This window comes from Arthrobacter sp. TmtSoilC77, assembly GCF_059739415.1.
Genome location: NZ_AP046050.1, coordinates 4,264,931 through 4,287,368, shown reverse-complemented (window position 1 = coordinate 4,287,368; position 22,438 = coordinate 4,264,931). Strand labels below are relative to the sequence as shown.

The 22,438-nt window shown below is 63.5% G+C and carries 21 protein-coding genes; 13 read left to right on the top strand and 8 right to left on the bottom strand.

The features are described 5' to 3' along the window. Positions 1-8: 8 nt before the first annotated feature. From AC6I99_RS19815 to AC6I99_RS19795, 5 genes are all read left to right on the top strand, one after another. Positions 9-1,001 carry an ABC transporter substrate-binding protein gene (locus tag AC6I99_RS19815; RefSeq protein WP_497961618.1) on the top strand — a complete coding sequence of 331 codons (993 nt, stop codon included), beginning with the start codon at positions 9-11 and terminating at the stop codon, positions 999-1,001. Between the two features lie 67 nt (positions 1,002-1,068). Further along, complete coding sequence (locus AC6I99_RS19810) at positions 1,069-1,947, top strand: DUF1684 domain-containing protein (RefSeq protein WP_497961617.1); 879 nt, start codon at positions 1,069-1,071, stop codon at positions 1,945-1,947. Further along, positions 1,944-3,011 (top strand): LLM class flavin-dependent oxidoreductase, encoded by a 1,068-nt coding sequence (locus AC6I99_RS19805; RefSeq protein WP_497961615.1) that lies wholly within the window; start codon positions 1,944-1,946, stop codon positions 3,009-3,011. Before AC6I99_RS19810 ends, AC6I99_RS19805 begins: the two co-directional genes overlap by 4 nt. Before the next feature lie 9 nt (positions 3,012-3,020). After that, a complete protein-coding gene (locus AC6I99_RS19800; RefSeq protein ID WP_497961613.1) occupies positions 3,021-4,373 on the top strand; it encodes an NtaA/DmoA family FMN-dependent monooxygenase in 1,353 nt (450 codons plus the stop codon). After that, on the top strand, positions 4,373-4,534 hold the full coding sequence (locus tag AC6I99_RS19795) for a hypothetical protein (protein ID WP_497961612.1): 162 nt from the start codon (positions 4,373-4,375) through the stop codon (positions 4,532-4,534). The genes AC6I99_RS19800 and AC6I99_RS19795 overlap by 1 nt, the downstream gene beginning before the upstream one ends. Before the next feature lie 13 nt (positions 4,535-4,547). Here AC6I99_RS19795 and AC6I99_RS19790 read toward each other — a convergent pair whose 3' ends face one another. The 3 genes from AC6I99_RS19790 to AC6I99_RS19780 all read right to left on the bottom strand — a co-directional run bounded on the left by AC6I99_RS19790 (position 4,548) and on the right by AC6I99_RS19780 (position 7,157). Beyond that, complete coding sequence (locus AC6I99_RS19790; RefSeq protein WP_497961610.1) at positions 4,548-5,744, bottom strand: FG-GAP repeat domain-containing protein; 1,197 nt, start codon at positions 5,742-5,744, stop codon at positions 4,548-4,550. Positions 5,745-5,813: 69 nt separating this feature from the next. Then, on the bottom strand, positions 5,814-6,254 hold the full coding sequence (locus AC6I99_RS19785; protein ID WP_224089423.1) for a GNAT family N-acetyltransferase: 441 nt from the start codon (positions 6,252-6,254) through the stop codon (positions 5,814-5,816). Between the two features lie 21 nt (positions 6,255-6,275). Next, the gene (locus AC6I99_RS19780) at positions 6,276-7,157 is read right to left on the bottom strand and encodes an aldo/keto reductase (RefSeq protein WP_224089421.1); all 882 of its coding nucleotides are present in this window, start codon (positions 7,155-7,157) and stop codon (positions 6,276-6,278) included. Positions 7,158-7,383: 226 nt separating this feature from the next. Here AC6I99_RS19780 and AC6I99_RS19775 point away from each other — a divergent pair, with 226 nt between their 5' ends. Both AC6I99_RS19775 and AC6I99_RS19770 read left to right on the top strand, forming a co-directional pair. After that, positions 7,384-8,265, top strand: coding sequence for a helix-turn-helix transcriptional regulator (locus AC6I99_RS19775; RefSeq protein WP_497961609.1), 882 nt, complete (start codon positions 7,384-7,386; stop codon positions 8,263-8,265). Positions 8,266-8,377: 112 nt separating this feature from the next. Beyond that, positions 8,378-9,307: a threonine/serine dehydratase gene (locus tag AC6I99_RS19770; RefSeq protein WP_309928639.1), complete on the top strand. Its 930-nt coding sequence runs from the start codon at positions 8,378-8,380 to the stop codon at positions 9,305-9,307. A 90-nt stretch (positions 9,308-9,397) separates the two neighbouring features. Here the strand turns inward: AC6I99_RS19770 and AC6I99_RS19765 are convergent, their stop codons facing one another. Next, positions 9,398-10,381, bottom strand: a complete 984-nt coding sequence (locus AC6I99_RS19765; RefSeq protein ID WP_497944224.1) for an ABC transporter substrate-binding protein — start codon at positions 10,379-10,381, stop codon at positions 9,398-9,400. Positions 10,382-10,664: 283 nt separating this feature from the next. Here AC6I99_RS19765 and AC6I99_RS19760 point away from each other — a divergent pair, with 283 nt between their 5' ends. Beyond that, on the top strand, positions 10,665-11,654 hold the full coding sequence (locus tag AC6I99_RS19760; RefSeq protein WP_497944225.1) for an LLM class flavin-dependent oxidoreductase: 990 nt from the start codon (positions 10,665-10,667) through the stop codon (positions 11,652-11,654). Positions 11,655-11,765: 111 nt separating this feature from the next. Then, on the top strand, positions 11,766-14,402 hold the full coding sequence (locus AC6I99_RS19755) for a trehalase-like domain-containing protein (RefSeq protein ID WP_497944226.1): 2,637 nt from the start codon (positions 11,766-11,768) through the stop codon (positions 14,400-14,402). A 78-nt stretch (positions 14,403-14,480) separates the two neighbouring features. Here AC6I99_RS19755 and AC6I99_RS19750 read toward each other — a convergent pair whose 3' ends face one another. Further along, a complete protein-coding gene (locus AC6I99_RS19750) occupies positions 14,481-15,407 on the bottom strand; it encodes an AEC family transporter (protein ID WP_497944227.1) in 927 nt (308 codons plus the stop codon). Between the two features lie 145 nt (positions 15,408-15,552). Beyond that, complete coding sequence (locus AC6I99_RS19745; protein ID WP_224165575.1) at positions 15,553-16,143, bottom strand: TetR/AcrR family transcriptional regulator; 591 nt, start codon at positions 16,141-16,143, stop codon at positions 15,553-15,555. Between the two features lie 206 nt (positions 16,144-16,349). On the opposite strand from AC6I99_RS19745, the gene AC6I99_RS19740 reads away from it, so the two are divergent. The 4 genes from AC6I99_RS19740 to AC6I99_RS19725 are packed head-to-tail and all read left to right on the top strand — an operon-like array spanning position 16,350 to position 20,358. Then, the gene (locus AC6I99_RS19740; protein ID WP_224089406.1) at positions 16,350-17,801 is read left to right on the top strand and encodes an APC family permease; all 1,452 of its coding nucleotides are present in this window, start codon (positions 16,350-16,352) and stop codon (positions 17,799-17,801) included. A 39-nt stretch (positions 17,802-17,840) separates the two neighbouring features. Further along, positions 17,841-18,647: a MoaF C-terminal domain-containing protein gene (locus AC6I99_RS19735; RefSeq protein WP_224089403.1), complete on the top strand. Its 807-nt coding sequence runs from the start codon at positions 17,841-17,843 to the stop codon at positions 18,645-18,647. Between the two features lie 43 nt (positions 18,648-18,690). Then, positions 18,691-19,023, top strand: coding sequence for a cupin domain-containing protein (locus AC6I99_RS19730; RefSeq protein ID WP_497944228.1), 333 nt, complete (start codon positions 18,691-18,693; stop codon positions 19,021-19,023). A 12-nt stretch (positions 19,024-19,035) separates the two neighbouring features. Beyond that, positions 19,036-20,358: a flavin monoamine oxidase family protein gene (locus tag AC6I99_RS19725; protein WP_497961607.1), complete on the top strand. Its 1,323-nt coding sequence runs from the start codon at positions 19,036-19,038 to the stop codon at positions 20,356-20,358. A gap of 71 nt (positions 20,359-20,429) precedes the next feature. On the opposite strand, the gene panD is transcribed toward AC6I99_RS19725, so the two are convergent. Both panD and AC6I99_RS19715 read right to left on the bottom strand, forming a co-directional pair. Then, a complete protein-coding gene (gene panD / locus AC6I99_RS19720) occupies positions 20,430-20,864 on the bottom strand; it encodes an aspartate 1-decarboxylase (RefSeq protein WP_224165570.1) in 435 nt (144 codons plus the stop codon). Positions 20,865-20,929: 65 nt separating this feature from the next. Then, positions 20,930-22,432 carry a rhamnulokinase gene (locus AC6I99_RS19715; protein WP_224089389.1) on the bottom strand — a complete coding sequence of 501 codons (1,503 nt, stop codon included), beginning with the start codon at positions 22,430-22,432 and terminating at the stop codon, positions 20,930-20,932. Between the last annotated feature and the right edge of the window lie 6 nt (positions 22,433-22,438).

Below are 22,438 nucleotides of genomic sequence, written 5' to 3'. Positions count from 1 at the left end.
GACACTCCATGCTTCGCAAGACCCTCGCCACTAACAAAAGCAAGCTCCTGGCGCTCGCTGTACTTCCCGCCGTCGTACTTCCCGCGCTTGCAGGGTGCTCCGATCCTGGGGCGTCGGCAGCCAAACCGGAATCTGAAGCCGCAAAGAACGGCGTCGTTTACAACACTTCCGTGGACCAGAACCGGATCCGAGGTGAAAAGAACACGACGGCGGCCGCAGCGGTTCCGGCGTCCATCGCCAAGGACGGCAAGCTGACGGTGGCCACCACGGCGGGTTCAATACCGCTGTCCTTCCACGCCACGGATGACAAGACGCCGATCGGCGTGGAAGTGGACATCGCCCAGCTCGTGGCAGACAAACTGGGCCTGGACCTGGACCTGCAGGTGACGTCGTGGGAGAACTGGCCGCTCAAGACCCAGTCCGGCGATTTCGAGGTCGTGTTTTCCAACGTGGGCATCAACGCTGCCCGCGTGAAGCTGTTCGACTTCTCCACCTACCGGGCCGCCTACATGGGCTTTGAAGCGAAGAAGAGCTCCAGCTACGACATCAAGGGCTCGGACGATATTTCCGGCTTGAAGGTCTCCGTTGGCTCGGGGACCAACCAGGAGAAAATCCTCCTCGCCTGGAACAAGGAGCTGGAAGCCAAAGGCAAGGCGCCTGCCACGCTGCAGTACTACTCGTCCGACGCCGACACCATCCTGGCGTTATCCTCCGGCCGCACGGACCTGAACCTGGCGCCCTACCCGTCCGTGACCTACCGGGAGAACACCCGCGACGACCTCAAGGTGGTGGGCAAAGTCAACGCCGGCTGGCCTTCCGAGACCCTGGTAGCTGCCACCACGCTCAAGGGCAACGGGCTTGCCCCGGCCATCACGGACGCCCTGAACTCCACCATCAAGGACGGCTCCTACGCCAAGGTCCTGGAACGTTGGGGCCTTTCTGAAGAAGCCTTGCCGGAATCCAAGACCGTCACTGAAACAACCTTTGGGACCGGCAAGTGACATTCCAGGTCCTGGATATCAGCAACCGTCACCGCAGACCACGCCTTTAAGAGGAGCGACTCCGAACATGTCAACGCACACTGAAACAGCACTCGAGGCCTTTGTAGAAGACTGGCAGGCATGGCACGCCGCCCACGAGCGCCACCGTGCCCACCCGCACGGCTTTCTCGCCGTGACCCACCTGCACTGGCTGGACAGCAACCCGACCCGGTTGGAAGGCGCGCCCGGCACCTGGAGTGCGGAAGCCGACGTCGTACGGGTTGTCCTGGAGCCCGGCGAAAGCCTGCAGCAGGACGGCGTTGAACTGAACGATGTTGAACTGAACGATGTTGAACTGAACGGTGTTGAACTGAGCCCGAAAGCAGGTAAAACGCTGGAGTTGGGGCCGATCGAGGAACGCGGCGGCATCAACCTGGTTTCCGGCGACACCGTGATCGAGGTAGCCAAGCGGGGCGGCGAGTACATCGTGCGGCCGCGGAACCCGTCGAATGCCCTCTTGCGGGAGTACCAAGGTACACCTGCTTATGCACCCGATGCGGCGTTCGCCGTGGCCGGTACGTTCGTGCCGTTCGAGGCCCCGCGCCCCACAACCGTGGGTGCCGCCGTTGAGGGTATCCAGCACGTTTACGAGGCGCCCGGTGAGATCCGGTTCAAACTCGCCGGACAGGAATTGGCTCTGACGGCATTCAACGGGCACGCCCCGGGCTCGCTGTCCGTGTTGTTCACAGACCAGACTTCGGGCAAGACAACGTATGCGGCCAACCGCTCGCTGTCCGTGGTTCCTGCAGCCGACGGAACCGTGCAGCTCGATTTCAACCGCGCCGTCAACCTGCCGTGCGCCTACACCGATCTGGCCACGTGCCCGCTTCCGCCCGCGGAAAACCGACTGCCCGTTGCCATCGAAGCCGGCGAGAAGATCCCTTACGAACGGCAGGACCAGAAGTGAGTACCTTCGAAGAACACACGGCCGGGTTCCTGGCCATCGAACTCGATGGCGCCGGGTATGAGGACCTCGCCCGAGCTGTCCTGGCCGCCGAGTCAGCTGGCTTCCACGTGGCCACCTTCGCGGATGCGCCGGTCCCGGGGAGGGTCAATGCTCTCCAGCGTGCAGCCTACGCCGGGCCCGTCACCAGGAATATCGCCCTGGTTCCGGAAGCGGACACGATCTATACGGAGCCCTTCCACATTTCCACGCAACTCGCGAGCCTGGACTACGTCTCCGGGGGCCGGGCCGGCTGGATCGCCACCGCAGCGGAGGCACCCGAGGCTGCTGCCGCCGTCGGGCGCTCCTTCGTTGAAGGTGAGGCGCTCGCGCAGGAAGCTGCCGCGTCCATTGAGGTTGGCCGCCGGTTGTGGGATTCCTGGGAGGACGACGCCGTCATCCGCGACGTCGCCACCGGACGGTACATCGACGTCGACAAGCTTCACTACGTGGACTTCGAAACGCCCGCCGATTTCGCTGGTCCCGGCTATTCCGTGAAGGGCCCGTCCATCATCCCCAGGCCCCTGCAGGGTCAGTTGCCGGTGCTGGCCGCTGCGTCCCTGGTGGGTGACGGTCAGGTTCCGGTGGATGCCGTGGACGCTGTGCTGGTGTCTGCTCCGACGCCCGAACTGCTCGCCGCCGAGGTTCGCCATGTGCGGGCCCGGCTTGGTGCTTCCGTCGCGATTGTCGCGGAGCTCGACGTCGTCCTCGACACGCGGGGGCAGGCTGCGGCGTCGCGGTCGGACACCTTGCAGGACGAGGGCCGGGCGCGGTTTGTCGGCTCGGCACCCGGTCTCACCGACTACCTCGATTCGCTCCTCAAGGAGGCCGACGGCGTCCGTCTCCACCCGGCGTCGCTCGCCGTGGAGTTGGACGAGCTTGCGCGGCTGGTCCTGCCCGAACTGAGGCGCCGCGGGTCTTTGCGTGCGCCGATCCAGGACGGAACGTTCCGTGGGCTGCTGGGCCTTGGACGCGCAGAGAACCGCTACTCGACGTCTGCCGCGGCCGCTGCTGCCGCCGGAAAGTAAGGGACCACCATGACACAGCACAACCGTGCTATTTTCCAGCCGAGTGGGCAGATCCAATTCGGGATCTTCTTCCAAGGCGTCAACTCCGGCACTATCTGGAAGGCCCCGGAATCGGGTTCGCAAACCGACTTCGAATCCTTCCGCCACATCGTCCAGACCGCCGAGCGCGGAAAGTTCGCCGCTTTCTTCCTCGGCGAAGGCCTGCGCCTCCGTGAACACCTAGGACGGCCGCACGCCCTGGACGTAGTGGGCCGTCCTGATGCGCAGACCATGCTCGCGGCCCTTGCCGCGGTGACCACGAACATCGGGCTGGTTGCCACGCAAAACACCACATACAACGACCCCGCGGACCTCGCGCATCGCTTGTCCTCGCTGGACCTGATCTCCGGTGGCCGTGCCGCGTGGAACGTGGTCACCACGGACAACGCGTGGACCGGAGCCAATTTCCGCCGCGGCGGCTACCTCGACCACGCCGACCGCTACAAGCATGCCGAAGCGTTCGTTGAAACGGCCAAGCGGATTTGGGACTCGTGGGAGACTGCCGCTGGACCGGCTCGTCGGGTGCTTCACGAAGGTCAGCACTACACGGTGGACGTCAGCCCACGATTGCCGCGGAGCGCCCAGTACCGGCCCGTGCTGTTCCAAGCCGGAGACTCCCCGGAAGGCCGGAACTTTGCAGCCCGCCAGGCAGATGTGATTTTCTCGGCCCACCCCAAGTTCGACGACGCCGTGGAATTCCGGCGCGACATCGTGGCGCGCTCGGTCGATGCGGGACGTGGGGCCAACGCCGTGCAGATCATGCCGGCCAGCGAGTTCATCCTGGCCGCCACTGACCGGGAAGCGCAGGAGAAAAAGGCCTGGGTTCGCAGCCTTCAGATTGGTCCGCAGCAAGCGATCGCCTACCTGGAGCAATTCTGGGGCCGCGAGCTCACTGAGTACGATCCCGATGGTCCCCTCCCGGAGATCGATCCCGTGGTCGAGGAGACCTCTGAGACCCGCGGCAGTGGCTTCCATGGTGCTAAGGCCCGGCAGCTTGCAGACCAGTGGCGTGCCGAGGCCAAGGACAAGGGCCTCTCAATCCGCCAGTTCGTGACCTCCCGCACCGCGCGGGTGGACGCTACCTTCACCGGTTCCTACACCGCCGTGGCCGATCACCTGGCCGAGTTCGCCCGCGTTGGCGCCGTAGACGGGTTCAACATCTCGCCGTGGCTCATCCCCACCGGCTTGGACGACATCGTGAACCACCTGGTGCCCGAACTCCAGGAACGCGGCGTCTACCCCACGGAATACCGCGGCACCACGCTGCGCGAAAACCTGGGGCTGGAGACACCGGTGCGCTCGGAAGAGTCGGTGCAGGTCTGATGACGGCAGGATGGCCGATGAAGAAGCTGGTGCGGTGGCTCGGGTTCCAGCCGGGCCAACGTGAAACAGCGCCCGACGGCGGCGAGGCGGGTGCCGCCGTCGTCGACGTCTCGCGCGGGAACGTCAGTTTGCAGTTGGCAGTGTGGGGGCAGCCGCTCTAGCCGCCACTTGTGTTCAGAGAAGCGCCTTGAACACGTCCCACCCCGTGCCGATGGGGCCGTAGGGGCCGTACATGCCTGTGGTTGAAGCACCGGTGGCATAGGTGATGAGGTCGCCATTCGGGTCAACGGCGAAGAGTTCGTTGTACTTCGTGTGGCCGGAGCTTCCAAGTCCGGCCACCTCGGAGAACGTGTGCCAACCAGTGCCAAGCCAGACAGGTTCCTCCCAGCTGCCTTCGCCGTCAGTGGGGTATTGGCGCAGATAGCCATATTGGTCGCGTCCGAATATATCTACGCCCCCGTCGGCGTTCATATCGCCGCCGGTGATGATTTTGTTCATGACCTGCCAGCCCCACCCGACCTGTTCCCTGGGAAGCCAGCCGCCTTCGCCGTCCCCCGGGTAGAGGAACAGACCGCCTGCGGCATCGCGTGCCAGCACATCGTTGGTGCCGTCGCCATTGAAGTCGCCCGGGCCGACGATGGCGTCGAAGATGCCCCATCCTTGGCCAACCTGTTCCCGGGCAAGCCAGCCACCTTCACCGTCGCCAGGGTAAAGGAAGAGCTTTCCGGCAGAGTCCCTGCCCAGGAGGTCGTTGTACCCGTCGCCGTCAAAGTCGCCGGGGGAGAAGACAATGTCAAAGACGTTCCACCCTTGGCCTACCTGGCGGGGTTCGTCCCAGGAACCCCAGTACGACGGGCACGGCCCCTCGCAGGCGCCCTTGTAATAGGTGTACGTCCGCGGGTAAAGGATGAGCCTGCCGTCGTAGGTGCGGGCAAGGGGTTCAAAGTTGCCGCGCCCGGTCCACCCCATGGCCCTGCTGGAGGCCTTGATGGGCTGCGTTTCGCTGCTCAGCTGCGTGCCTGTCGGGCAACCCTGGTTCCCTGGCGTGAGGGGATGAACACGCATGGAGATGCGGCTGCCCAGGTCTTCCGGCAGGATCCGCAGAGTGTCTCCTTGCCGTTCCTCCGGGAGTGGCTCGCCGTCACGTAGCCATTCCAAAGTGATGGCATCAGACGTTCCGTCCGGATTCCGGCAACCCCAATAGCTGTAGTCGTACTGTCGGCGGAGCTCCGCACCTACGTAAGGGACGCCGTCGATGATGGGTGTTGGCTGGTAGTCCGCCGTAGCGGGCCCTGTCCCGGCCACCGTGGCTGTCAGAGCTATCGCAGCAGCGCTTGCAAGCGTCCAAGCCCGCGCTAGATTTATCCCCATTGTTCCCCCAGAAGACAGCAGCAATCGTGCAAAGGTTTGTGCTGAGGCTACCGCATTGCGTGGGTTCAGTCAGGGGCTGGCTGTGGCCATCATGAAGACGTCGACGGGATCCTCGGATTCCAGCACGAAGCCATGGCGTTCATAAAGTCGCCGGGCGGGGCTTCCTTGCAGTACGTCCAGGCGGAAGGGCCTCTCGTCCACGGACGCTGCCATGACATGCCGGAGCACGGCACCCCCGAGCCCTTTACCCTGATGTGCCGGGGCCACGTAGAAGTGTTCAATCCACCGCGCATCTGGCTCCGGGCGAACCGCAATAACCCCGGCATCCACACCGCCCGTATGGATCACGTAGGTGTGCTCCGGCTGGAAGCTGTTGAGGAAGCGCTCGCGGACACGGACAGGATCGAATCGCCCGAGCCGTTCCAAATCCGGACGCATCACCACTGCGCGGAGCTCGGCGATCCACGCGGCGTCGGAAGCTACACAGGGACGGAGGACGAAGTCAGCCATGCGAACAAGCCTATGGGGCGATCAGGCTTCGGGGATGACCATGGCAAAGCGCTCTTCCCGGGCTATGTCCGGGTCCGGGCCGTTGCGGTTGCCCGTGTCGAGGGCGTCGATGGCTGCGAGTTCTTCACCGCTGAGTTCAAAGTTGAACACATCGAAGTTCCCGGCGATGCGTGACGGGTTGGTCGACTTCGGAATGGCGGAGCGGCCCTGTTGCAGGTGCCAGCGCAGCATGACCTGAGCCGGGCTCTTGCTGTGTGCCTGCGCAATGCCGGCAAGCGTGGGATCGTCCATGACGTTCCTGCGTTCCTCGCCCCACCCCGGGTAGAACGTGATCCCGCCGATCGGTGACCACGCCTGGGTCAGGATGCCATGTTCGGCATCCGCAGCCTGAACGTCCGGCTGGGTGAAGTACGGGTGCAGTTCAATCTGGTTCACCGCAGGAACAACGTCGGTGGCCGCGAGGAGCTCCTTCAGGTGGTGCGGCATGAAGTTGCTGACACCGATCGCCCGGACGCGGCCATCAGAAAGCAATGTCTCCAGCGCTTTGTAGGCAGCGATGGTTTTCTCGAACCTGTCTGGAGCCGGCTGGTGCAGAATGAGCAGGTCCAAGGACTCGACGCCGAGCTTTCCCACAGCTTTGTCCCATGCGTGCAGGGTCTGCTCGTAGCCGTAGTCGCTGACCCAGACCTTTGTCTCGATGAAGACCTCGGACCTGTCCAGGCCCGATTTGCGGATGCCTTCGCCTACCTCCCGCTCATTACCGTAGGCTGCGGCAGTGTCGATGTGCCGGTAGCCGGTGGCAAGGGCGGCCTCCACTGCCGCCGTCGTTTCTTCGGGGGCGCTTTGGAAGACGCCCAGGCCAAGTGCGGGCATAGCGACGCCGTTATTGAGTGTGATGTTCATGTTGCCTGTTCCTGTCGTTGCGTGTGGACGGGTCGTTGCGTGTGGACGGGTTTGTTAGGTGTGGACGGGCACTTTGTGTGCTTCACCGGGTGGGCGTATTTCCAGTCAACACCGGGCGGAGATTCCGTGGGAGTGCATGCCATTACCCCCTTGAAGTGGGGCCTGGTGGGTTCCGGGTAACGCCAGAGCCTCCCTCGCCTGGGAGCCGCGGCGTAGCGTGGAGGGCATGACACACAGCGATGATGTGCGGAAGTTCCTGACCTCCCGCCGCGCAAGGATCACCCCGGAGGAGGCCGGCCTTCCCGCGTACGGTGGCAACCGGCGCGTAGCGGGGCTGCGCCGCGAGGAGGTTGCGATGCTCGCCGGCATGAGTGTCGACTACTACATCCGCCTTGAGCGGGGAAACCTTTCCGGCGCCTCGGACAGTGTCCTTGAAGCACTTGGTCGGGCATTGAAGCTCGACGACGCGGAGACCGCCCACCTTTACGACTTGGCCCGCGCTGCCACCGCAGCTCCCCGGGTGCGGCGCAAGCGCAGCCCACAAACAGTGAGGCCCAGTGTCCAGCGCGTCATTGACGCCATCACCGCTGCGCCGGCCTGGGTACGCAACGACCGCGGGGACGTCCTGGCCGCCAATGAGCTGGGCAACGCCCTGTACATGGATTTGATGGCCGAAGAAACCAAGCCGCCCAACAGTGCACGCTTCACGTTCCTGAATCCAAAAGCCCGGGAGTTCTTCGCCGACTGGGAACGGGCAGCTGATGACATAGTCGCGGTTCTGCGCTCAACTGCAGGGAAAAATCCCTACGACAAGGACCTCACGGACCTGATTGGTGAACTTTCCACCCGCAGCGAAGAATTCCGCATCCGCTGGGCCCGGCACGATGTGAAGTATCACCGCACTGGGCGCAAACGGCTTCACCACCCGGTGGTCGGGGACCTGGATCTCACCTTTGAAGCCCTTGAGCTGCCCGCAGACCCGGGGCTGAGGATCAACGTCTATACCGCCGACCCCAACACCGCCTCAGAGGACGCCCTGAAAGTCCTCGCCAGCTGGGTAGCGACGCAACGCGAAACTACGGAAGCGGCAGTTAACGAGAAGAAATGAACCCGTCAACAGTGCTGACCATCCTGCGGGGGTCGCAGGGCAGGCGTCCGCCTGGACCATAGGATGATCCGCCCGGACCATAGGATGAGACGGACGAAAGGTGCAGCACACGATGGTCACACGTGAAGAAGTAGAAGCAGCATACTCACGGACGGCAGGCTGGGTACGGCACACACCGGTGGTTGAGAGCGGCAACCAGGAGCCGTATCACCTGTGGTTCAAGTGCGAGTACATGCAGCACACGGGAACGTTCAAGGCCCGGGGCGCGTTCAACCGCTTGCTCACGGCGGGGGAGAACGGCGAACTGAACCCGGAGGTTGGCATTGTGGTGGCGTCCGGCGGCAATGCGGGCCTGGCCAACGCCTACGCTGCGTCCAAGCTCGGAGTTCCTGCCACCGTGTTCGTCCCCGAGGCCGCGCCCGCTGCCAAGGTCCACAAGTTGTTCGCCAGCGGGGCCCGGGTAGTCCAAGGAGGTTCTGAGTACGCCGAGGCCTACGCTGCAGCCGTGAAGTTCGCCGAGGAATCCGGGGCGATCTATTGCCATGCCTATGACCAGCCCGAGATCGTGGCCGGCGCAGGTGGCGTTGGCCTGGAACTGCTGGACGAACTGCCCGACGTCGATACCATCCTGGTTGCCGTAGGTGGCGGTGGGTTGATGGGCGGCATTGCCGCGGCGGTTGAGGGCCGGGCCCATGTGGTGGGCGTCGAGCCTGAGACGGTTCCCACGCTGCACACCGCCTTGGCCAAGGGAGAGCCTGTGGATGTGGCGGTCTCCGGGATCGCCGCGGACTCCCTGGGCGCACGGCGAATTGGCGAGATCGGATTCGGCGTTGCCCGTCGCACGGGCGTGCAGAGCGTGCTGGTCAGCGACGAAGACATTGTCCAGGCCCGCCGCAAGCTGTGGGAGGAGTACCGAATGGTGGTGGAACATGGAGCGGCGGCAGCCTACGCGGCGCTGCTCTCAGGAGCCTACGTTCCCAAGGACGGCGAGACTGTCGCCGTCATTCTCTGCGGCGCCAATACGGATCCCGCGCACTTCTAGGACCGTTCAGGGCGTCCGGCGCAAGAATCCCCGCCGGTTGGTGTCCGGCGGGGATTCGACGTCGGCAGGTCTGCCCTGCCACAGCGGTTCCTACTTTTTGGGCAGGCCTGCCGGGTTCAGTTCGGACGCAGGGATGGCCTCGGAGGACAGGCCCCAACGGTCCAGGATCTTGGCGTAGCTGCCGTCCTTGATGAGGTGGTTGATGGCAGCCTGCGCAGCAGCAGCAAGGCCGTTGTCCTTCTTGGTGGTGAACGCAATCTCAGCCTTCAGTGGCCAGCCGCCGTTGAGCGTGCCCACTTCCTTGGTCTTGCCATCTTTCGCTGCCTTATAGGCTGCGGAGGCGTTGGGCCCGAACGTCAGGTCCGCGCGGCCCGACTGGAGGGCGAGCTGGGAGGCGGAGTCGTCGTCGTAATACTGGAACTCAACCGGCTTCAAGCCGTTCTTCTTGTTCTCCTCGTCCCAGCGCACCAGGATGGCTTCCTGGTTGGTGCCTGAACCGACGATCACGCGCTTGCCGGCGACGTCCTTGGCTTCCTTGACCTCTGAAATATCCGAATCGGCTTTGGCATAGAAACCCAGGAGGTCATTGCGGTAGGTCGCGAAATCGAACTTTTCCTTGCGTGCTTCGGTGACCGTGACGTTGGAGAGGACGGCCTCATACTTGCCCGACTCGACGCCGAGGGGCCAGTCGGCCCATGCCACCGGCAGCACTTCAACCTGCAGGCCAAGGCTCTCGCCGATGGCGTACGCGAGGTCAACCTCGCTGCCGATCAGCGTCTTGTTGTCCGTAGCGAACAGGCTCAGCGGCGGGGTTCCACCGGTTGAGGCCACCGTCAGTTTGCCATCGGCCTTGATGGCCTCCGGAACCAGGGCCGCGGCTGCGGAGTCAACGGTCACCTTGATGCGGTCCTGTTCGGGTGACAGGTTGAAGTCTTTGGCGGCGGCGCTTGAAGAAGAGCCCGACGACGGTGCTGTCGCCGCCGTCGCGCCCGGATCCGAGCAGGCGGCGAGCCCCAGTAGAGCCGTAGCGGCCAGCGCCGCGGCCAGGCCGGTCTTGGCTGCAAAACGTGCCATGGTTTCCCCTTATTTATCCCTCACTGGGACGTCAGATGCGTACTTGTGGCTGCAACTATCCAGCAGGGCGGGAACGCGGTCAAAGCAGTCTGAAACGCTGGGATACAGGGGGTAATTGCGGTTAATCGGGAGTCGAACGAGGTCACAAACGCTTCCGGGGAAACCGGAAGAAGCCCCTGCGCGACGCAACTCACAGAAATAAGCCGGGGACCGCCGTCGTTGTCGCTAGAGTGCCCGCCAACCAACAGTGCGGGTGCCGCGAAACGTACCGAAAGGCATCCCCGTGACTGTTCCTCTTTCCATCCTGGACCTGGCAACCATCGGAAAGGGCCAGACCGTGGCGGAAAGCCTCGCCGGCAGCGTGGCCATGGCGCAGAAGGCCGAAGAGCTGGGCTACCGCCGGGTCTGGTACGCCGAGCACCACAACATGTCAGCCATCGCTTCCTCGGCTACGAGCGTGCTGATCGCTCACGTCGCAGCCCACACCAACACCATCCGGCTTGGTGCAGGTGGCGTCATGCTTCCGAACCACTCGCCTCTGACCATTGCCGAGCAGTTCGGCACCTTGGAGACGCTGCACCCGGGACGCATCGATCTGGGCCTTGGCCGCGCCCCGGGTAGTGACCAAAACACCATGCGTGCGCTTCGCCGCGACCATACGTCCTCGGATGCTTTCCCGCAGGATGTCCTGGAACTGCAGGGCTACCTCACCGGACCCACCCGCATCCAGGGAGTCGAAGCGACGCCGGGCAAGGGCACCAACGTGCCGCTGTACATCCTGGGTTCCTCGCTCTTTGGAGCACAGCTGGCTGCGCAGCTTGGGCTGCCCTACGCCTTCGCTTCGCACTTCGCGCCCGCCGCCTTGCAGGATGCCGTGGCCATTTACCGCAGGGACTTCAAGCCCTCGGAACAGTTGTCCGAACCGCACGTGATCGCAGGGCTTAACGTCACTGCAGCGGACAGCAATGCCGAGGCCCAGGCGATCCACCTCGCCGTGAAGCGTGCCCGTGTCTCGTTGTTCTTTGGCGGCGGCCGGCAGTTCACGGATGACGAAGCGGATATGGTTCTGGATTCCCCGCAAGGCCAGCACATTTCCCAAATGATGAAGTACTCCGCAGTCGGCACGCCGGACGTTGTGCGCGACTACCTTGACGAGTTCGCGAAGCACGCCGATGCGGACGAACTCATCGTTGCCCACCAGAGCATTGGCACGCAGGAACGCCTGCGGTCGGTGGAACTGGTTGCCGAGGTTGCGGGGCTTGTCAGCGCGTAAGGGCGGGCGTCGAAAATAAATTCGAAAGCTTTACGCATTTGCAATGATTCAGGCATGACGCGGAAACTCCACAGGCGGAGACTATAGCTATCTGCAGTGGAAGGATCCGCTATGCCTACGCCCTTAAACCAGTCAGCCGCAGACTCCGCGCTGCTGATGAACTCGCTGCCGCTTGGCCTGCTCCGCACCTTGCTCCGGACGGACGCGCAGCAGGGCATCACGCCGCAGTTGATGGCGGAGCTTAGGGCCATTGCGCGTGTCCCGGGCCTGCTGGTGGCGTGCAACTATGGCGGCACTCTTTGTTCAGCTGAAGGGACCTCCACCGAGACCCTGCCCCTGGACAGTGCCGCTGTGGCTCTCCGTGCCCTCGCAGCACTTCCCAATACGCATACGGCCATCATTTCCGGCCGGTCATTGCGCGACCTTGCTGCGGTGTCCAGGTTGCCGGCAGAGGTTCATTTGGTGGGCTCCCACGGCGTGGAGTTCGACATGGGCTATGCGTACACCCTGTCCTTGGCCACGGAAACCCTGCTCCAGCAGGTGGCCACGGCATTGACTGAAGCGGTCGCCTTCGAGAAGGGCATCAGCATCGTCCGCAAGCCGGTGGGCGTTGCTGTCCACACCCGGCCCGCGACGCCGGAAGTGGTGGAACGCGTCATCTTCCGTTCCCAGCAGATTGCCATTGAGTACGGGCTCTACTTCATCATCGACGGCTCCGTACTGGACCTTACCGTTGAGGAACCGGCCAAGGGCCAGGCCCTGGAGCAGCTTCGCTCGCGCCTGGGTGTGAGCGCTGCACTTTACGCGGGCGACGCCGAAAGCGACGAAAAGGCGCTCGCCACTTTGCGCGGCCCTGACCTCGGCCTTCACGTCGGGCCCGGGAGTACGACGGCGGCACACACCATTCCGGACCCGGAAGCCTTTGCACGTGTGTTGGCTTTGTTGTTTGAACTGCGGCGGGCGTGGCTGTTCGGCGAGGACGCCGTGGGGCTCGAGCGGCATTCGATGATCGGGAATGGCACGTCGACGGCGTTGCTCACCCCTGACGCCAAGGTTTGCTGGATGACCCACCCCCTGCCGGATTCCGGGTCCCTGTTTGCCCATATCCTGGGCGGAGAGCCGGCAGGCCACTTCAGCATCGAGCCAGTCAAACCTTCGCAGGTACTCGCCCAGCGCTATGTGGACAACACCATGATCGTGGAGACCCGTTGGGCCGACGTCACGGTGACGGACTATCTTGAGCCCGCGCCTGAAGGCATCACCAGCCTGGTCCGTGTTCTGTCCGGCACGGGCACGGCCCGGATAGTCTTCGCGCCCCGGCCGGACTATGCCACCGCCCCGTTCAGCATGGAGATCCGTGGCGAGGAAGTCCACATCATGGGCACCTCGGATCCCATCATCCTCTCGGCGCCGGGGGTTGCCTTCCAGATCACCAGCGACGGCAGGTACGCCACTGCCACCGCGGAAGTGCCGCTGCAATATGGTCCCGTTGTGCTGAACCTGCGCTGCGGAGACACAGAGCCGCCACCCGCGGACCCGGTTGGAGAGCCGGCGCGGCGTGCCGCCGTCGGGCAGTCCGCCCGGGAGTGGGTCAGGACGCTGCAGCTGCCCACCATCAAGACCGCGCTGGTGCGGCGCTCGGCGCTGGTTCTGAGGTCGCTGGTGCATGAGCCCACGGGTGCTGTCCTTGCGGCGCCAACTACCTCCTTGCCGGAGGGAATTGGCGGGACGCGCAACTGGGACTACCGGTATTGCTGGCTTCGCGACGGGTCCATGACCGTAAATTCCTTGGTGAGCTTGGGCTCCACAGAGGAGGCCGACGGGTTCCTTCGTTGGCTTGGCCGCATCCTGGAAACTGCGCCCGGGCCGGAGTGGCTCCACCCGCTGTACTCGGTGACCGGTGCCCCGCTGTCCACGGAAGCGATCGTCGAGAGCCTTCCAGGCTACGCCGGTTCGCGTCCGGTGAGGATCGGGAATGCTGCCGACCACCAGGTGCAGCTGGACGTCTTCGGGCCGATTGCCGAGCTGATTCATGATCTTGGCGAGCGGCGCGGGTACCTGCCGGATGAGCATTGGTTCCTGATGGAGCAGATGGCCCACGCCGTCATTGCCCGCTGGCACGAGCCGGATCACGGAATCTGGGAAGCGCGCCGACCGCCACGGCACCACGTTTACACCAAGGTCATGTGCTGGGTGACGCTGGACAGGGCCTTGCGGGCTGCTGCTTTGCATGGTCGTGTGCCACACGAGGACTGGGCGCCGACAGCCGCCAGGATCCGGAAGGAAGTCCTGCGGAAGGGCTGGGACGAGTCCGCGCGGTCCTACACCGTCGCATACGATAGCCCCGACCTGGATGCCGCAGTGCTGCATATCGGCTTGTCCGGCCTGCTGGATGTCCAGGACCAGCGGTTCCTGGATACCGTAACGGCTGTTGAGCGCGAATTGCGGGTGGGTCCCACCGTCTTTAGGTACAGGTACGACGACGGCCTGCCGGGTTTGGAGGGCGGCTTCCACATCTGTACTACCTGGCTGATCGAGGCGTACCTTGCTGTTGGCCGCTTGGACGATGCCCTGGAGCTGTTCAACCAGCTGGTGGCTTTGTTCGGTCCTACTGGCCTGCTGCCGGAGGAGTACGATCCTGCCTCGGAAACGCACCTGGGGAACCACCCGCAGGCGTACTCGCACCTGGGCTTCATCCGGTGTGCACAGCTCCTGGACCATTACCTGGCCAGCGCAGACGTGGAGTAGCCCAACTGAGTCGCAGTTGAGCGCGTTTTGAGCGCCCAAAACGCGCTCAATTGCGACCTAGTTGGGGAGGCGGGGCAATCAGGTGAGCAGCAAGGCCACGGCGATCATCGCGGGCACGGCGACGATTGTCGTGATGAGCACGGTGTCCTTAGCAACGGTGACGCCCGCACGGTAGCGGGTGGCGGCGACGAACACGTTCTGGGCCGTAGGGAGTGCTGCCGTCACCACCACGGCGAACAGCGCGTGGCCGTCCATCCCCAAGGCAAAACGGGCAAAAACGTAAGCGATTAAAGGGTGCACGAACAGCTTGAACCCGCTGGCCAGCAAAGTGTCCAGGCGGCGGCCGGCATCCTTCTGCAAGGGCCTTGACCCATTCAGGCTCATGCCAAACGCCATCAACATGGCCGGAATCGCGGCGCCCCCAATCAGGTGGATCGGCTCCAGAATGAGCGTCGGTACCTGGAAACCCGTTCCTGCCACCAGAAGCCCAAGCCCCGAGCCCACGATCATCGGGTTTTTCACGATCATGAGCAGGAAACGCAGGGGAGTGGTGCGGTGGGAACTCGTGCTCGCGTCCAGGGCCATCAAGTACAGGGGAGTGAAGAACGCGAGCTGGAAGATCAGCAGCGGCGCAACGTAGCTCGCATCACCCAGGACAAACACCGCAATGGGGATGCCAAGGTTCGCGGAGTTCGCCAAAGAAGAACTCATAGACGACATCAGGGCCTCGGGCATAGAGCGCTTCAGCCAGAACTTTACGATCAGGAAAAACAGCAGCCCCGTGATGATGGCCCCCACCGCGGTGACCAGCAGGGGAGCGGCAAACACCTCGTGCAGCTTCGCCTTGCTCAGGGTTTCAAACAGCAGGGCCGGGCTTGCGACGAAGAACGTCAACGAGCTCAACACGGAGCGGGCATTCTCCCCCAGGATCCCGCGCCGCCCGACGAACATGCCCACCAGGATGATGGCCCACACCACGAAGAACCCGGACAGGACGCCGATCATGAGGGCGTGCGGGCGGGGAAGCGTTGGGTCACGAACAACAGCCTAGCCACATCTCCGCGGTGAGTAAGCGTTTTCTGGCGAGAGTTCCGTCATACGGACACTCAACGCGCGACGTCGGCACTCACCTGAGCGCCGACGTCGCGCGCTATTTGCTGGCCGCCGGCCCGTTCGTGGCCTCGAGTGCGGATATCAGCCGACCGACCTGGGTAACAGCCGAGCGGATTTTGGTGGCATCGCTGATGGTGAGGAATTGAAGCATGAGGCCGTCCAGGGCGGCGAAGATGGCAAGCGACGCTTCGCCGCTGGTATCGAGCCCCCGTTGGCTCAGTGCTTCTTCCACCGTGCCCACATAATTCGCGTACAGCCGTTCAACCATGGCGCGAATCTGTGGATTGCGCCTGGACTCAAGGATCATTTCGAACTGGAACAGCTGCAGCTCCGGTTCCGCGGAGACCGTGGCTATGAGTGAGTCGGCAAAAGCCTCATCAAAGTCCGCGATCCCTGCCAGCCCGGTTTCCTCGATGGACCGTTGAACTGACCACTCCATGGTGGCGGCGAGGAGTCCCTCAATGGAGCCGAAGTGGTGGGTGACCAAGGCGTGGTTGACGCCGGCGCGGGCAGCAACTGATCGGTAGGTAACGCCGCGCAGGCCTTTCTCCCCAACAACGTCCACGACGGCAGAAAGCAAGGCGTCCCTGCCGTCTCCGTAGGGCAACTTGCGTGCTTCCTGACTCATACAGCGAGTTTAGCGGTGTGGAAATCAGTGAGGGGAACCCATTGACACTCAGAACTATACAAACGTATAGTTCTGAGTGTGGCGGGAGTCACCTCCCGCACCAAGAGCAGCTTCAGCCTCGCCGCCCGGGCATTCGTCCCCAGCCGCAGGGCTCCCTATCCCTCCGCAGTGGCGATGGCGCCAATGCACTAGGAAAGAACAGCCTCATGAACAAACCCAGCCAGATCGCCGCCGTAGACGGCGTCAAACATTCCGCTCCAGCCGCGGGCCCCGTCCGGCTCAGGGCGGACAAGCTTGGCGTCGTAGCCGTCGCCTTCTTCGCCATTGCGGCGGCAGCGCCGATGGCAGCCGTGGTCGGAGCCAGTCCCGTGATCTTCTCTGCCAGCGGGCCGGCAACCCCGGTCATCTATGTCATTGCGGCCCTGTTGGTAGCGCTCTTTTCAGTGGGCTACCTCAGAATGAGCCAACACATCACCAATGCCGGAGGCTTCGTTGCGTACATAGCCAAGGGGCTGGGCACCAAGTGGGCTACAGGCGGCGCTGGAATCGCAATTCTCACCTATCTCAGCCTCCAAATCGGCCTGTGGTCGCAGTTCGGCGTCTTTGCCGGGCAACTGGTGGAGAGCCTCACTGGCATTGGGTTGCCGGTCTACTTCTGGGTTGTCGCGGTGCTGGCGCTCACCACTGGGCTGACCATGAAAGGCGTGGACGCCAGCCTGAGGGTGCTCGGAGTGCTCATCCTCGGCGAAACGCTGGTGGTTGCCGTGCTGGTCGGGTCCCTGATAGCCCAGAAAGGGCTTGGAATCTTCACCTTCGCAGGGTTCACGGGAGAGAACATTTTTGGGCCGGGCCTTGGGATCTCCCTGTTGTTCGCCTTTGCCTGCTTCACCAGCTTCGAGGCGACCGTAGTCTTCGCCGAGGAGGCAAAGAATCCACGGCGCACCATCCCGCGGGCTGCCTACCTTGTCATCGCCTTTGTTGGCGTTTTCTACGCTGTTTCCACGTGGGCCATTGGAGGTGCCATCGGGATCGACGGCATCCAGGCGGTGGCCACGGAAAATCCCTCCGGCATGATCTTCGACCTCGCCGAAGCCAGCGCCGGTGCCTGGCTGAGTGTCGCCATGCAGGTGCTGGTTGTCACCAGCTTCATAGCGATGCTTCTTGGCCTATCCAACATGTTTTCCCGATACCTGTTTGCGCTCGGTCGATCCGGCGCGCTCCCGGCCAAACTGTCCTCTGTTTCGAATTCCGGGGCACCATCCCTCGCGGGTCTGGTCAACTCCCTGGTTGTCCTGGCCGTGATCAGTGCGTTCCTGCTGGCCGGTGCTGATCCCCTGGCCACTGTCTTCGCGTGGTTCGTGGCCCTGGGAACGGCGGGCTTCATCTCCATCCTGCTGCTGACTTCCGCCGCCATCCTCGCCTACTTCGCCAAAAACCGGATTCGGGACAACCTCTGGGTTACCGTCATCGCCCCAGCGCTATCCCTCCTGGCGTTCATCGTGGTCGCCTACCTGACCTTGGACAACTATGACGTCCTGCTCGGAGGCGCGGGAGACGTAGCACGCTGGCTCCTCCTTGGCATACCGCTTTTCTTTGTGGCCGGCCTGGTTCGTGGAACGCAAAAGCCCACCATCAACTATGCCGCCGAAATCGTCTGAACATCTCAATCGTCTGAAACCCAGGAAAGGGCCACTTACGTGATTACAACCGAACTCCAGGACTACATTCCAGAAGAAGAATGGCCGCCGGTATCAACAATGCTCGACGGCTTTGGGGACCAGACCCTGCCGGCCTCGGACGCGTTGTCCGGCACCACCCTCCGGCTCGCGACGAACCACTCTGAAGTCAGCGAGTACCGCTTCCAGGACGCCACGACCCTGGAATGGTCCGAGCCCACTTCAAGGGGGAGCGCCACCTACAAGGCCATCGAGGCCCGTCCCGGCATCTTCATCATCGATTTCGTCCGCGGACAGCACAAGGAAGAAAAATCCGACGCCGAAAACGTCACCATAGTCTTCGACAGGAACATCGGTGCCGTCACCACCGCCGTGTCCGGATTCGTTACCCGGGATAGCAAAGTCCGCTGCACCACCGAATTCGTGCACTCCAACGTCAACGGTCCCGCGGACGCAATCCACCAACGTTCCCCCGGACTTATCGGAAAACGCATCTTCTACCGTTACAGCGACGTCGAAACCTACGAGCACATCTATCTAAACCAAGGAACCTTCACGTGGCATTGCGTGCGCGGAGGGGAAGCAGGACTGGCTGATACTGACCGTTGCATGACCTGGGCCGTTGCAGAGGACCTTTATCTCTTCTTCTGGACGGAAAAAGTCATGACGGTTGACGCCGTACTCCTGATTGACCTTCGAGAACAGCGCTCCATAGGCCGGATGTTCGGTTGGGATGATCCCGCCGCGGAACCGGTGATCCTGCCGTTCAACTCACGGCTCAGCGTCCTGAACACCACGGGTTACCCGCAGGACACCCACAAGCACTAGTCGCGCAACAACGCAGAACAACCTACGAATCAGGAGCAACACCATGTCCCGGATCTTCCATGCCCATATTGACCCCACAGCGTTTGAACCCTTTGCGCTCGGCAGCGTCCAATGGCTTCGCCGCCCGGGCGACAACGGGAATGAGTCGTTGAGCGGAGGCATCTGGAAAGTCACCCCGGAGGAGGCACCGGAACCATTCGACCTACCGATTGACCAGGATGAAACCATTTATGTCGTTTCCGGCCACCTGCTCATCGAGGTTAAGGGAGGAGAGCGTCTTGAGCTCACGGAAGGTTCCATGGCTTCCCTCTCCAAGGGGGCGATGACCCGCTGGACTGTCCTCAAGCCGACCATCGAATTCTTCGTTTACAGCTGAGTGGGGAGCCAAGTGGAAACCTCCGACGTCATCATTATTGGGGCTGGCTTTGCCGGGCTCACGGCCGCCCGCGAGCTGTCCAAGGGCGGCCACACCACTATCCTGCTGGAGGCGAGGGACCGGATTGCTGGACGGACGCATCTCGACGAGCGCCTTGGACGAAACCTGGAACTCGGCGGCACTTGGGTGCACTGGACGCAGCCGTACGTTTGGGCAGAGATGGGGCGTTACGGGATCAAGGCCGTTCCCGGTCCGGAATTCACCAAGGCCTATTGGACGGCGGGCGGCCACCAACACGAGGGCGACGCCGTGAGTTTGCTGGAATTGCTGGACGCGCCAAATCGCCGGCTCCTGGCCGACTCACGGCGCTACTTCCCCATGCCGTGGTCTCCTTTGGGCAACCCGGACGTGGCGGACATTGACGGGCTCACGCTCTCGGAAGCCATCGATCGCTTGGAACTGCCCGAGGACCAGCGCCAGCTCCTGAGATCATTCTGGACATTGAACTTTAACGGCAGGCTCGATCAAGCCGCCTACACACAGGCACTCCGATGGTGCGCCGTGGCCAGCGGTGACTGGCAGCTCATGTTCGAGGCATGCGCGAGCTTCAAGATCGACGGCGGAACACGTCGTCTCGCTGAGGCGATCCTGGCCGATTCAACAGCGCAGTTGCGCCTGAACCAACATGTGGCGTCCATCGAGCAGGACGAAGCCGGGGTGGTCGTGACGACCAAAGGAGGCAAGCAATACGCAGCCCGGCAGCTCATTCTCGCCCTCCCGCTCAGCGTGCTGAACGACCTCGAAATCCGGCCTGCTCTTTCGCCCCGAAAAAGGGAGGCGGCGGCCAAGGGGCAGGCCGGCCGCGGCGCGAAACTATGGGTCAAGGTCCAAGGCCGGCAGGAACGGTTCGTCGCTCTTGGCCCTGAGGCAGGTGCACTGAACTTTGTCCAGGCGGAGTACATCGACCACGACAGCACCACGCTCGTCTGCTTCGGACCCGACGCCGGCGCCGTGGATGTGGACGACATCGCCGCCGCGCAACGACACCTGGACAGCATTGTTCCGGGGCTGAAAGTGCTCGACGTCACCGGGCATGACTGGGTTGCCGATGAGCACGCAAGGTCCACCTGGCCCATGCACTACACGGGCTATCTCACCCAGTACTTGGCGGAACTTCAGCGACCCGAGGGCAGAATCCGTCTCGCGGGATCAGACTTTGCCAACGGTTGGGGAGGTTTCATCGATGGGGCCATCGAAAGCGGCCTCGACGCCGCACGGGAAGTATCGGGGGCGCTCGCGCTCGAGTGTCAGGACCCTGCCGCCGTCAGCGGCTAAACCGACCCGAAACGCGCCCGACGCGACACTCACTTCTTGAGTGCCGACGTCGGGCCTTTAGCTTTGGCGGTTCAGTTGCTGAGGTGGGCGGCGTTGCTCAGCGCGTGGGGCGGGCGCATGAGCCCGGGTGTGTGGCCCTCCGCGGGGTCGTTGCCGAGCTGCAGGATCTTGTTGTCCTTGCCGACATGGACAACCCGGGGCTCGTAAGCGCGGGCTTCTTCCGTCGTCATCTCGGCATACGTGATGAGGATGACGAGGTCGCCCACATGGACTTGGTGGGCAGCCGCTCCGTTGATCCCGATGACGCCGGAACCGCGCTCGCCGGCGATGGTGTAGGTCTCCAGCCGGGCGCCATTGGTCACGTCAACGATCGAGACGAGTTCGCCCGGAAGGATGTCAGCCGCGTCCAGGAGGTCAAGGTCGACAGTGACCGAACCGACGTAGTGAAGATCGGCATGGGTCACCGTTGCGCGGTGGATCTTGGACTTGAACATTGTGCGGATCATAATGCGATCAGTTTAGCGTGGCACCCTCATCCGGCGCTGTGACGTACCAGACGTTCGGCCTCAGGTCAGGAACGGCTGGTCTGCAGGGCCGGCTCGTAGCGTTCGAGGTTGGTTCCCGCTGCCACGAGTTCGCGCAGCTCAGCCAGCCCACCGGTCACGACGCCCGCCGCACGCGCCTGAACCAGTACGTTGCCCAGTGCAGTAGCCTCGACAGGACCGGCGACTACGGGTTTGGCTGTCGCGTCTGCCGTGAGCTGGCACAAAAGACGGTTCTGCGAACCACCGCCCACAATGTGCACCACGTCCACGCCCCGGCCCGCGAGCCGTTCAGCGTCCGCGAGCGTACGGGCATAACCCGCCGCGAGGCTGTCCATGATGCAACGCACGACGGCGGCGGGCCGGTCCGGGAGCAGCGCACCAGTGTTACGCACGGCTGAGCGGATACGATCCGGCATGTTATCCGGTGCGGTGAAGACGGGATCGTCGGCGTTGATCTGCGGGCCGCCGGCGGGGAGTGCTGCCGCGGCGTCGAGCAACGAAGTCAGCGATTGGCTGAAACCTTGGGCCGCCCACGAGCGTTGGCACTCGCTGAGCAGCCAGAGCCCGCCGACATTCCGCAGATACCGGATAGTGCCGTCCACGCCGCGTTCGTTGGTGAAGTTGGCCTTGCGGCTTGCCTCGCTGAGCACGGGAGCGTCCAGCTCCACGCCCACCAGGGACCAGGTCCCGGAGGAGATGTAAGCAAAGTTCTCTGCTTGGGCCGGGACAGCCGCGACGGCCGAAGCGGTGTCATGCGAACCCACGGCAACCACAGTGGTGTCCGCGGGCAGTCCGGTCCGTTCCAGGATCGCCGGCAGCAGCGTGCCCACTGTTTCGCCGGGCTGGATGAGCGGAGGGAAGATGTCTCCGGGCAGGCCCAGTGCGTCCAGGAACTCTGTGGCCCACTCTCCCGCAACAGCGTCAAAGAGGCCTGTGGTGGAAGCGTTGGTGGCCTCGGTGCGACGCTCTCCCGTGAGCAGGAAGGCGATCAAGTCCGGAATGAGCAGTGCCTGCAGCCCGTCCAGCTTTGGTTCCGCCGCCAGCTGGTACAGCGTGTTGAACTGCAGGTACTGCAAACCTGTTGTGGCGTAGAGCCTGGCAGGGTCAATGACCGAATGCACTCGTTGCACGGTGCCGCGGCTGCGTTCGTCTCGATAGCTGTAAGGCACAGAGACGAGTTCCCCGGCCTCGTTCACCAGGCCGTAATCGACGGCCCACGTGTCGATGCCGATGCTGGCGATGCGCTCGCCGTTTTCCTGCGCCACCGCAGCGGCCGCGGCCAGCCCCTTGAGCACCTCAGCGAACAGGGCGTCGAAATCCCAGCGGAGGCCGCCGTCGAGCTCTACAACTCCGTTGGGGAAGCGGTGGATGGTCTCCAGGGCCACACCCGAAGTGGGCGAGACGCGGCCCAGCATGACGCGACCGGAGGAGGCGCCGATGTCGATGGCGGCGAAAACGTGCTTTGCGTGCTGCGAGGACACCGCCCCGGCGCGTGCCGGGGCGGTGTCTGCGGCTGAACTGTTGCTCATGACGGC

Excerpts from the sequence above, each read along its gene's own strand:
- AC6I99_RS19815 (WP_497961618.1), top strand. The coding sequence starts at position 9 with ATGCTTCGCAAGACCCTCGCCACTAACAAAAGCAAGCTCCTGGCGCTC.
- AC6I99_RS19810 (WP_497961617.1), top strand. The coding sequence starts at position 1,069 with ATGTCAACGCACACTGAAACAGCACTCGAGGCCTTTGTAGAAGACTGG.
- AC6I99_RS19800 (WP_497961613.1), top strand. The coding sequence starts at position 3,021 with ATGACACAGCACAACCGTGCTATTTTCCAGCCGAGTGGGCAGATCCAA.
- AC6I99_RS19795 (WP_497961612.1), top strand. The coding sequence starts at position 4,373 with ATGACGGCAGGATGGCCGATGAAGAAGCTGGTGCGGTGGCTCGGGTTC.
- AC6I99_RS19790 (WP_497961610.1), bottom strand. The coding sequence starts at position 5,744 with ATGGGGATAAATCTAGCGCGGGCTTGGACGCTTGCAAGCGCTGCTGCG.
- AC6I99_RS19785 (WP_224089423.1), bottom strand. The coding sequence starts at position 6,254 with ATGGCTGACTTCGTCCTCCGTCCCTGTGTAGCTTCCGACGCCGCGTGG.
- AC6I99_RS19780 (WP_224089421.1), bottom strand. The coding sequence starts at position 7,157 with ATGAACATCACACTCAATAACGGCGTCGCTATGCCCGCACTTGGCCTG.
- AC6I99_RS19775 (WP_497961609.1), top strand. The coding sequence starts at position 7,384 with ATGACACACAGCGATGATGTGCGGAAGTTCCTGACCTCCCGCCGCGCA.
- AC6I99_RS19770 (WP_309928639.1), top strand. The coding sequence starts at position 8,378 with ATGGTCACACGTGAAGAAGTAGAAGCAGCATACTCACGGACGGCAGGC.
- AC6I99_RS19765 (WP_497944224.1), bottom strand. The coding sequence starts at position 10,381 with ATGGCACGTTTTGCAGCCAAGACCGGCCTGGCCGCGGCGCTGGCCGCT.
- AC6I99_RS19755 (WP_497944226.1), top strand. The coding sequence starts at position 11,766 with ATGCCTACGCCCTTAAACCAGTCAGCCGCAGACTCCGCGCTGCTGATG.
- AC6I99_RS19750 (WP_497944227.1), bottom strand. The coding sequence starts at position 15,407 with ATGATCGGCGTCCTGTCCGGGTTCTTCGTGGTGTGGGCCATCATCCTG.
- AC6I99_RS19745 (WP_224165575.1), bottom strand. The coding sequence starts at position 16,143 with ATGAGTCAGGAAGCACGCAAGTTGCCCTACGGAGACGGCAGGGACGCC.
- AC6I99_RS19740 (WP_224089406.1), top strand. The coding sequence starts at position 16,350 with ATGAACAAACCCAGCCAGATCGCCGCCGTAGACGGCGTCAAACATTCC.
- AC6I99_RS19730 (WP_497944228.1), top strand. The coding sequence starts at position 18,691 with ATGTCCCGGATCTTCCATGCCCATATTGACCCCACAGCGTTTGAACCC.
- panD (WP_224165570.1), bottom strand. The coding sequence starts at position 20,864 with ATGATCCGCACAATGTTCAAGTCCAAGATCCACCGCGCAACGGTGACC.
- AC6I99_RS19715 (WP_224089389.1), bottom strand. The coding sequence starts at position 22,432 with ATGAGCAACAGTTCAGCCGCAGACACCGCCCCGGCACGCGCCGGGGCG.